The following is a 7,075-nucleotide window of genomic DNA, read 5'->3' as shown; positions in this document are numbered from 1 at the left end:
CCAGCCGCGCGGCGATCTGGCCCGGTGCGGCCTGGCCGGGGCGAAGGGGAGACAGGGCCTGTGTCACGATATTCACTCCGTTTGCGGTTCCATCCCCAACCCGTCGACCTCGCTGCGCGGCCCCCTCGTGCTTCTCTCGGGCCTCGATAAGACCGACCGGTCGTGCTATTTATCGGCGAAAACATTGCCGAGGAAAAACGTTGCCTCGGGGGACCAGCGCAAACGTTCGGCGCGTGCGGCCTATCCGGCTTGCGGGCGTCCTGTGCGGCCCTGTGCAGTCCTATGCGGCCTATGCCGCCGCGCGTTTGCCTCTCGTGACCAGCGAATGGAAGGCGCGGCGCGCCATCGCCTGCGCATCCGCGCGTCCGAGCATCTTCAGCGATTGCTGGAAGGCCATCACGATGCCGGCCATCTCGAAGGCAATCTGGCGCGGTTCCTCGTCCGCGCCCAGGCTGCCGTCCTGGATGGCGTCCGACGCGACGCGGACCACAATGCCGTTCCAGTCCTTCAGCGCGCGGACCAGCATGTCGCGGATCACGCCCGGCCGGTCGCGATACTCCTGGCCCAGCGCCATGAACAGGCAGCGGCCGCCGGAGTCGGTGCTGCCGATCCATTCGAGCTGCCCTTCGAACAGCGCGCGCAGGCGCGGTATGCCGCGCGGCTGGCGCAGCGCGGGCTGCACCACCATCGCCGTGAAGCGCTCGATCGCCAGTTCCAGCACTGCCTGCTGCAAGGCCTCCTTCGACTTGAAGTGCGCGTACAGGCCGCTCTTGGACATGTCCGTGCTGGCGGCCAGTTCCGCGAGCGACAGCTGCTCGAATCCGATCCGGGTCGCGGTATCGAATGCCTGAGCGATGATCGCGCTGCGCGTCAGATGGCCTTTTTGCATGCTCGGAAGAATAGCACGACCGGTCGGTCTGTCAAACCGAACTTGGCGCTAACGAGCCCTATTCGCTATTGTGGAAGCACGGGCACTTCAAAGGGCCCGATATCGCGACGGCAGGGCTGGAGGAAAGCCAACCGGCACAAACCGTGAATTCTGTAAAAGTGTTTCCCTGATTACATACGGAACGCGACGTGTGCTCTATACTCGAATGCACGTCCGCGCACTTTCTTTTTTGGTGACTGGAGACCGATATGAACAGTACAGCCGTGCCACGAGGCGCTAGCGAACCGTTCCGGCAACTGCGGGCATTGCGCCGAGCGCGCAAGCTCAAGCAGGAGGACGTCGCCCGCAAGGCCGGGATCTCCCGGGAGGCGTATCTGCGCGCGGAGTCGGGCCAGGCCGATCCGCGTATGTCTACCTTCCTGGCCGCCTGCGAGGCGCTCGGTCTGGAGGTGGTGCTTGCCCCCCAGCATCTGGCGCAGGACGTCAACGCCTTCATCGCCAGCCGCAACGGCGGCGTGACCGCGGCCTCGATGGCCGGTCCGGCGGGCGGCGCATCGGCGTCCTCGGCTTCGTCCGCCTCCCCGGGCGGCGGCACGTCCGGCGCGGGTGGCATGGGCACCCCGCAGGGCGAAGGCCACAAGCCGGTCTGATCCTGTCATCTTCCCCTTGCGGCCGGCGTTCGTCCGGCCGCTGGTTTTAGCGCCGCGCGGCCTCCCACCGCATCCGGCGTGACCGGGCGCGTTCGTCCAGGTGCCTTCGTCCGGGGGCCTTCGTCCAGGCGCCTTCGTCCGGTAGCACTTCCGCGTTCCCCTTCTCCGCCGTTTCTCCCGCGCTTCCGGTTCTCCGGCAAAAGCCGCCGTGTGCACATCGCCGTGCCGCCGCGGGCCCTTCACGTCTGTTCCCGTCGCCTTCCTCTACACCGCTGCCGGCTTTTTGGCCGAATCCGGATTGACACCTTTCGTATCGCTGATTACGATTCGGTAAATTCGTTTCACAATACGTAATTCATCGGCTGGCCGCGCGTGATGCCGCGCCATGCGGCCTATGCTGGGAAATGCGCGCCGGCAGGCGCCGAACCACAGCCCAGACAGCACCAAGCAGAACGGAGACAAGGCCCATGTCCAAAGCCTTTGCGTCGCAAGCCGACCTCGAAGCGAAGCAGGTCACCTTCACCAGGCTGTCCGACAACGCCTACGCCTATACCGCCGAGGGCGATCCGAATTCGGGCGTGGTGATCGGCGACGACAGCGTGCTGATCGTGGACACCACCGCCACGCCCGCGATGGCGCAGGACCTGATCGCGCGCATCCGGACCGTGACCGACAAGCCGATCAAGCACGTGGTGCTGTCGCACTACCACGCGGTGCGCGTGCTGGGCGCGTCGGCCTATTTCAGCGAAGGCGCGCAGAACGTGATCGCCAGCCGCGGCACCTACGAGATGATCGTCGAGCGCGGCGAGGCGGACATGAAGTCCGAGATCGAGCGGTTTCCGCGGCTGTTCGCCGGCGTCGAGACCGTGCCGGGCCTGACGTGGCCGAACCTGGTGTTCGAGCGCGAGCTGACGCTGTTCCTCGGCAATCTGGAGGTCAAGATCCTGCATCTCGGCCCCGGCCACACGAAGGGCGATACCGTGGTGTGGATTCCGTCGCAGAAGATCCTGTTCTCCGGCGACCTGGTCGAGTACGACGCGGCCTGCTATTGCGGCGACGCGCAGCTCGAGGAGTGGCCGGCCACGCTGGACGCGCTGCGCGCGCTGCAGCCGCAGGCGCTGGTGCCGGGACGCGGTCCCGCGCTGACCACGCCGGAGCAGGTCGACAAGGGCCTCGCCTACACGCGCGATTTCGTCAGCACGCTGCTGCAGCGCGGCCGCGAGGCGGTGGCGCAGAAGCTCGACCTGAAGGGCGCGATGGCGCATACGCGCGCGGCGATGGACCCGAAGTTCGGCCACGTCTTCATCTACGAGCACTGCCTGCCGTTCGACGTGGCGCGCGCCTATGACGAGGCCAGCGGCATCAAGCATCCGCGCATCTGGACCGCGGAGCGCGACAAGGAAATGTGGGCCGCGCTGCAGGACTGAACCCCGGCGGCATGCTGGCCGCCGCAGTTCGCGGGACAGCGGGCGCGGCGGCGGGATGGAGACGACATGGAAACCCCAGCTCAGGCAAGCGAGAACGATCCGGCAAAGGACCGAGGCACGGATCCGGCCCACCACGCGGCCCGCACCTTTGCTTACCGTCGCTGCGCGGAACAGCAGGCGGGCGTGCAGGCTGGCGTGCAAGGGGGCTTGCAAGGGGATATGCAACCCGGCGTGCAACCCGGGGTGCAAGCGGATGTGCAAGCGCCGCTGCGGCCCGTGGTCGTGATCGGCGCCGGTCCCGTCGGCCTCGCCACCGCCATCGACCTGGCCCAGCAGCAGGTGCCGGTAGTGCTGCTCGATGACGATTGCACGCTGGCCAGCGGTTCGCGCGCGATCTGCTTCGCCAAGCGCACGCTGGAGATTTTCGATCGCCTCGGCTGCGGCGAGCGGCTGGTCGACAAGGGCGTGCGCTGGCACGTCGGCCGCGTGTTCTTCGACCAGGAGCAGGTCTACAGCTTCGATCTGCTGCCCGAGAGCGGCCACCATCGTCCCGCCTTCATCAATCTTCAGCAGTACTACGTCGAGGGCTACCTCGTCGAACGCGCGAGCGAACTGCCCGGTCTCGAACTGCGCTGGCGCCATCGCGTCAGCGGCCTGCGGCAGGAGGCCGATCGGGTCGTGCTGACGGTATCGACGCCCGAGGGCGACTACACGATGGCGGCGCGCTACGTGGTGGTGGCCGACGGCGCGCGCAGTCCCGTGCGCCAGCTGATGGGGCTGCAAAGCCAGGGCCGGACCTTCCGCGACCGTTTCCTGATCGCCGACGTGCGCATGGCCGCCGGCTTCCCGGCCGAACGCTGGTTCTGGTTCGATCCGCCGTTCAACCGCAATCAGTCGGTGCTGCTGCACCGGCAGCCCGACAATATCTGGCGCATCGATTTCCAGCTGGGCTGGGATGCCGATCCCGAACAGGAACGCCAGCCCGAACGCGTGCTGCCGCGCCTGCGCGCGCTGCTCGGGCCGGACGCGCAGTTCGAGCTCGAATGGGTCAGCGTCTACACCTTCTCGTGCCAGCGCATGGAGCGCTTCCGCCACGGCCGCGTGCTGTTCGCCGGCGACGCGGCGCATCGCGTCTCGCCGTTCGGCGCGCGTGGCGCCAACAGCGGCGTGCAGGACGCGGAAAACCTGGCGTGGAAGCTGCGGCTGGTGCTGGCCGGGCTGGCGCCGGACGCGCTGCTCGACACCTATGCCAGCGAGCGCGAATACGCTGCCGACGAGAACATCCTGCATTCGACGCGCTCGACCGATTTCATCACGCCCAAGAGCGCCACCAGCCGCGTGTTTCGCGATGCGGTGCTGCGGCTCGCTCGCCAGCATCCGTTCGCGCGCCAGCTGGTCAACAGCGGCCGGCTGTCGACGCCGACCGTTCTGACGCCGTCGCCGCTGAACACGCCCGATACGGCGGCGTTCGGCGGCGCGATGGTGCCCGGTGCGGTCTGCGCCGATGCGCCGGTGCGCGTCATGGGCGAGGAAGGGCAGGGCACGGCAAGGCAGGGAAACGAGGCGCGGGGCGAGGGCTGGCTGCTGCCGCATCTCGGCAGGGACTTCACCGCGCTGGTGTTCGCCGACGCTCGGGGCCTGTTGCCGGCGGCGTGCGCGGCGCTGGAACAACTGAGCGCCGCGCCGGTGCCGGTCAAGGTGGTCTGCGTGATGCCGCCGACGCCATCGACGCAGCCCACGCCAACGTCCTCTCCAACGTCCTCGCCAACGCTCATGGCCACGCCGACGTCAACGCCGACGCCAACGTCAACGCCGACGCCAACGTCAATGCCGATGCCAACGCCGACTTTGCCGCGCGGCGCGGTAATCCTCGAAGACATCGACGGACTGGCCGCGCGCCGCTACGACGGCCAGCCCGGCACCTGCTATCTGCTGCGCCCCGACCAGCACGTCTGCGCACGCTGGCGCCAGGCAGAGCACGACGCGCTGCTGACCGCGCTGCGCCGCGCGCTCGGCATGCTCGACGTGCAATGGCGTGCGGCGCCGGCCGAGCCCGAGCCGCCGGCCGCGCAACTCGTCACCGAACCCAATCTCGCGCAGCCGGACGACGTCTACGAGTCGCTGCTGGAGATGCATCGCGATCTGAGCGATGCGCAAAGCCAGGCCGCCAACGCGCAGCTGATCCTGCTGCTGGCCAACCATATCGGCGACACCGCGGTGCTGCGCCAGGCGATGGCGCTCGCGCGCGCCGCCGTGCCGCCCGCGGTCCCCGGCCCGCAAGCGGACGCCGCCGTGCCGATTCCGGTGCCGGCGTAAGCCGATCACCCCAGCCCATCCTTCTCCGAGAACCTTTCCGAGAACTTTTTCAGAACCTCTGTCAGGACCACCATGACCCAAGCACTACGCCAAGACACCGACGCCGGCGCGCTGCGCTACCAGTCCGGCTTCGCCAACGAGTTCGCCACCGAGGCCCTGCCGGGCGCGCTGCCGGTCGGACAGAATTCGCCGCAGCGCGCGCCGTACGGCCTGTACGCCGAGCAGCTGTCGGGCACCGCCTTCACCGCGCCGCGCGCGCACAACCGCCGCTCGTGGCTGTACCGCATCCGCCCGGCGGCGATGCACGAGTCCTTCGTCAGGATCGAGCAATCGCGCATTGTCAGCCGCTTCGACGACGTCGCGCCGTCGCCGAACCAGATGCGCTGGAGCCCGCTGCCGATGCCGGACGCGCCTACCGACTTCATCGACGGCATCGTCACGATGGGCGGCAACGGCGGCCCGGAGGCGATGGTCGGCTGCGGCATCCACCTGTACCTGGCCAACCGCTCGATGCAGGGCCGGTTCTTCTACAACGCTGACGGCGAGATGCTGATCGTGCCGCAGCAGGGCCGGCTGCGCCTGGCCACCGAACTGGGCGTGCTCGAGGTCGAGCCGCAGGAGATCGTGGTGGTGCCGCGCGGCGTGCGCTTCCGCGTCGAGCTGCTCGACGGCGAGGCGCGCGGCTATATCTGCGAAAACTACGGCGCGCTGCTGAAGCTGCCCGACCTTGGCGTGATCGGCTCGAACGGCCTGGCCAATCCGCGCGACTTCCAGACCCCGGTGGCCTGGTACGAGGACGTCGAGGGCGATTTCGAGCTGGTGGCCAAGTTCCAGGGCAATCTGTGGCGCGCGAAGATCGATCATTCGCCGCTGGACGTGGTGGCCTGGCATGGCAACTACGCACCGTACAAATACGATCTGCGCCGCTTCAACACGATCGGCTCGATCAGCTTCGACCATCCGGACCCGTCGATCTTCCTGGTGCTGCACAGCCCGTCCGATACCGAGGGCGTCGACAACATCGACTTCGTGATCTTCGGCCCGCGTTGGCTGGCGATGGAGCACTCGTTCCGCCCGCCCTGGTTCCACCGGAATATCGCCAGCGAGTTCATGGGCCTGATCGAAGGCGTCTACGACGCCAAGGCCGAAGGGTTTGCCCCGGGCGGCGCGAGCCTGCACAACTGCATGAGCGGCCACGGCCCCGATGCGGAGACCTTCGCGCGCGCCACCGAGGCGGACACCACCAGGCCGCACCGCATCTCCGACACGATGGCCTTCATGTTCGAAACGCCGACGGTGATCCGGCCCACGCGCTACGCCGCCGAATCGGCCGCGCTGCAATCCGACTACCAGCACTGCTGGCAAGGGCTGAAAAAGCATTTCAACCCGAATCAGCGCTGACGATCGCGCGGCCCGGCATCGCACCACCTATCGCACGTATCGCAGGTATTGCAGGTATTGCAGGTATTGCACGCATCGCACGTATCGCACGCAGCGAACACAGCGAACGCAGCGACCTCCGAACACAGAACCTATCCAACGCATTGCATCCATGACCCAAGCCCAATCCTCCCGCAGCTGGATCGAATCGGCCAACGACGCCGCCACCCATTTCCCGCTGCAGAACCTGCCCTACGGCGTGTTCTCGCACGGCTCGCAGGCCCCGCGCGTCGGCGTCGCGATCGGCGACCGCATCGTCGACCTGTCGGTGCTGGACGAAGCCGGCCTGCTGCCGGCCGCGACCCGCGGCACCTTCGCCGCGCCGGTGCTGAACCGCTTCATCGCACTGGGCC

5 protein-coding genes and 1 pseudogene are annotated in these 7,075 nt (G+C 67.8%); 5 read left to right on the top strand and 1 reads right to left on the bottom strand.

Translation table 11 applies throughout. From position 1 onward, the window contains the following. Window positions 1-289: 289 nt before the first annotated feature. On the bottom strand, window positions 290-889 hold the full coding sequence (locus tag AC6EI8_RS22620) for a TetR/AcrR family transcriptional regulator (RefSeq protein WP_150082528.1): 600 nt from the start codon (window positions 887-889) through the stop codon (window positions 290-292). Window positions 890-1,137: 248 nt separating this feature from the next. On the opposite strand from AC6EI8_RS22620, the gene AC6EI8_RS22615 reads away from it, so the two are divergent. From AC6EI8_RS22615 to AC6EI8_RS22595, 5 genes and pseudogenes are all read left to right on the top strand, one after another. After that, a complete protein-coding gene (locus AC6EI8_RS22615; RefSeq protein WP_226106064.1) occupies window positions 1,138-1,539 on the top strand; it encodes a helix-turn-helix domain-containing protein in 402 nt (133 codons plus the stop codon). Window positions 1,540-2,006: 467 nt separating this feature from the next. Beyond that, entirely contained in the window at window positions 2,007-2,966 is a 960-nt protein-coding gene (locus AC6EI8_RS22610) for an MBL fold metallo-hydrolase (protein WP_149316223.1), read from the top strand. Between the two features lie 255 nt (window positions 2,967-3,221). After that, the gene (locus tag AC6EI8_RS22605; RefSeq protein ID WP_498382927.1) at window positions 3,222-5,282 is read left to right on the top strand and encodes an FAD-dependent monooxygenase; all 2,061 of its coding nucleotides are present in this window, start codon (window positions 3,222-3,224) and stop codon (window positions 5,280-5,282) included. A gap of 72 nt (window positions 5,283-5,354) precedes the next feature. After that, the gene (gene hmgA, locus AC6EI8_RS22600; protein ID WP_149316221.1) at window positions 5,355-6,683 is read left to right on the top strand and encodes a homogentisate 1,2-dioxygenase; all 1,329 of its coding nucleotides are present in this window, start codon (window positions 5,355-5,357) and stop codon (window positions 6,681-6,683) included. 151 nt (window positions 6,684-6,834) lie between these two features. Continuing rightward, window positions 6,835-7,075: pseudogene (locus AC6EI8_RS22595) on the top strand (fumarylacetoacetase); the annotation flags it as partial.

This window comes from Cupriavidus sp. R6-3 (assembly GCF_059772245.1).
Note: the sequence above shows the minus strand (reverse complement) of the source record. Positions and strands in the feature narration are given on the sequence as shown.

Bases quoted from the DNA above. Each gene is read 5' to 3' on its own strand.
- AC6EI8_RS22610 (WP_149316223.1), top strand. From the start codon at position 2,007: ATGTCCAAAGCCTTTGCGTCGCAAGCCGACCTCGAAGCGAAGCAGGTC.
- AC6EI8_RS22615 (WP_226106064.1), top strand. From the start codon at position 1,138: ATGAACAGTACAGCCGTGCCACGAGGCGCTAGCGAACCGTTCCGGCAA.
- AC6EI8_RS22620 (WP_150082528.1), bottom strand. From the start codon at position 889: ATGCAAAAAGGCCATCTGACGCGCAGCGCGATCATCGCTCAGGCATTC.
- hmgA (WP_149316221.1), top strand. From the start codon at position 5,355: ATGACCCAAGCACTACGCCAAGACACCGACGCCGGCGCGCTGCGCTAC.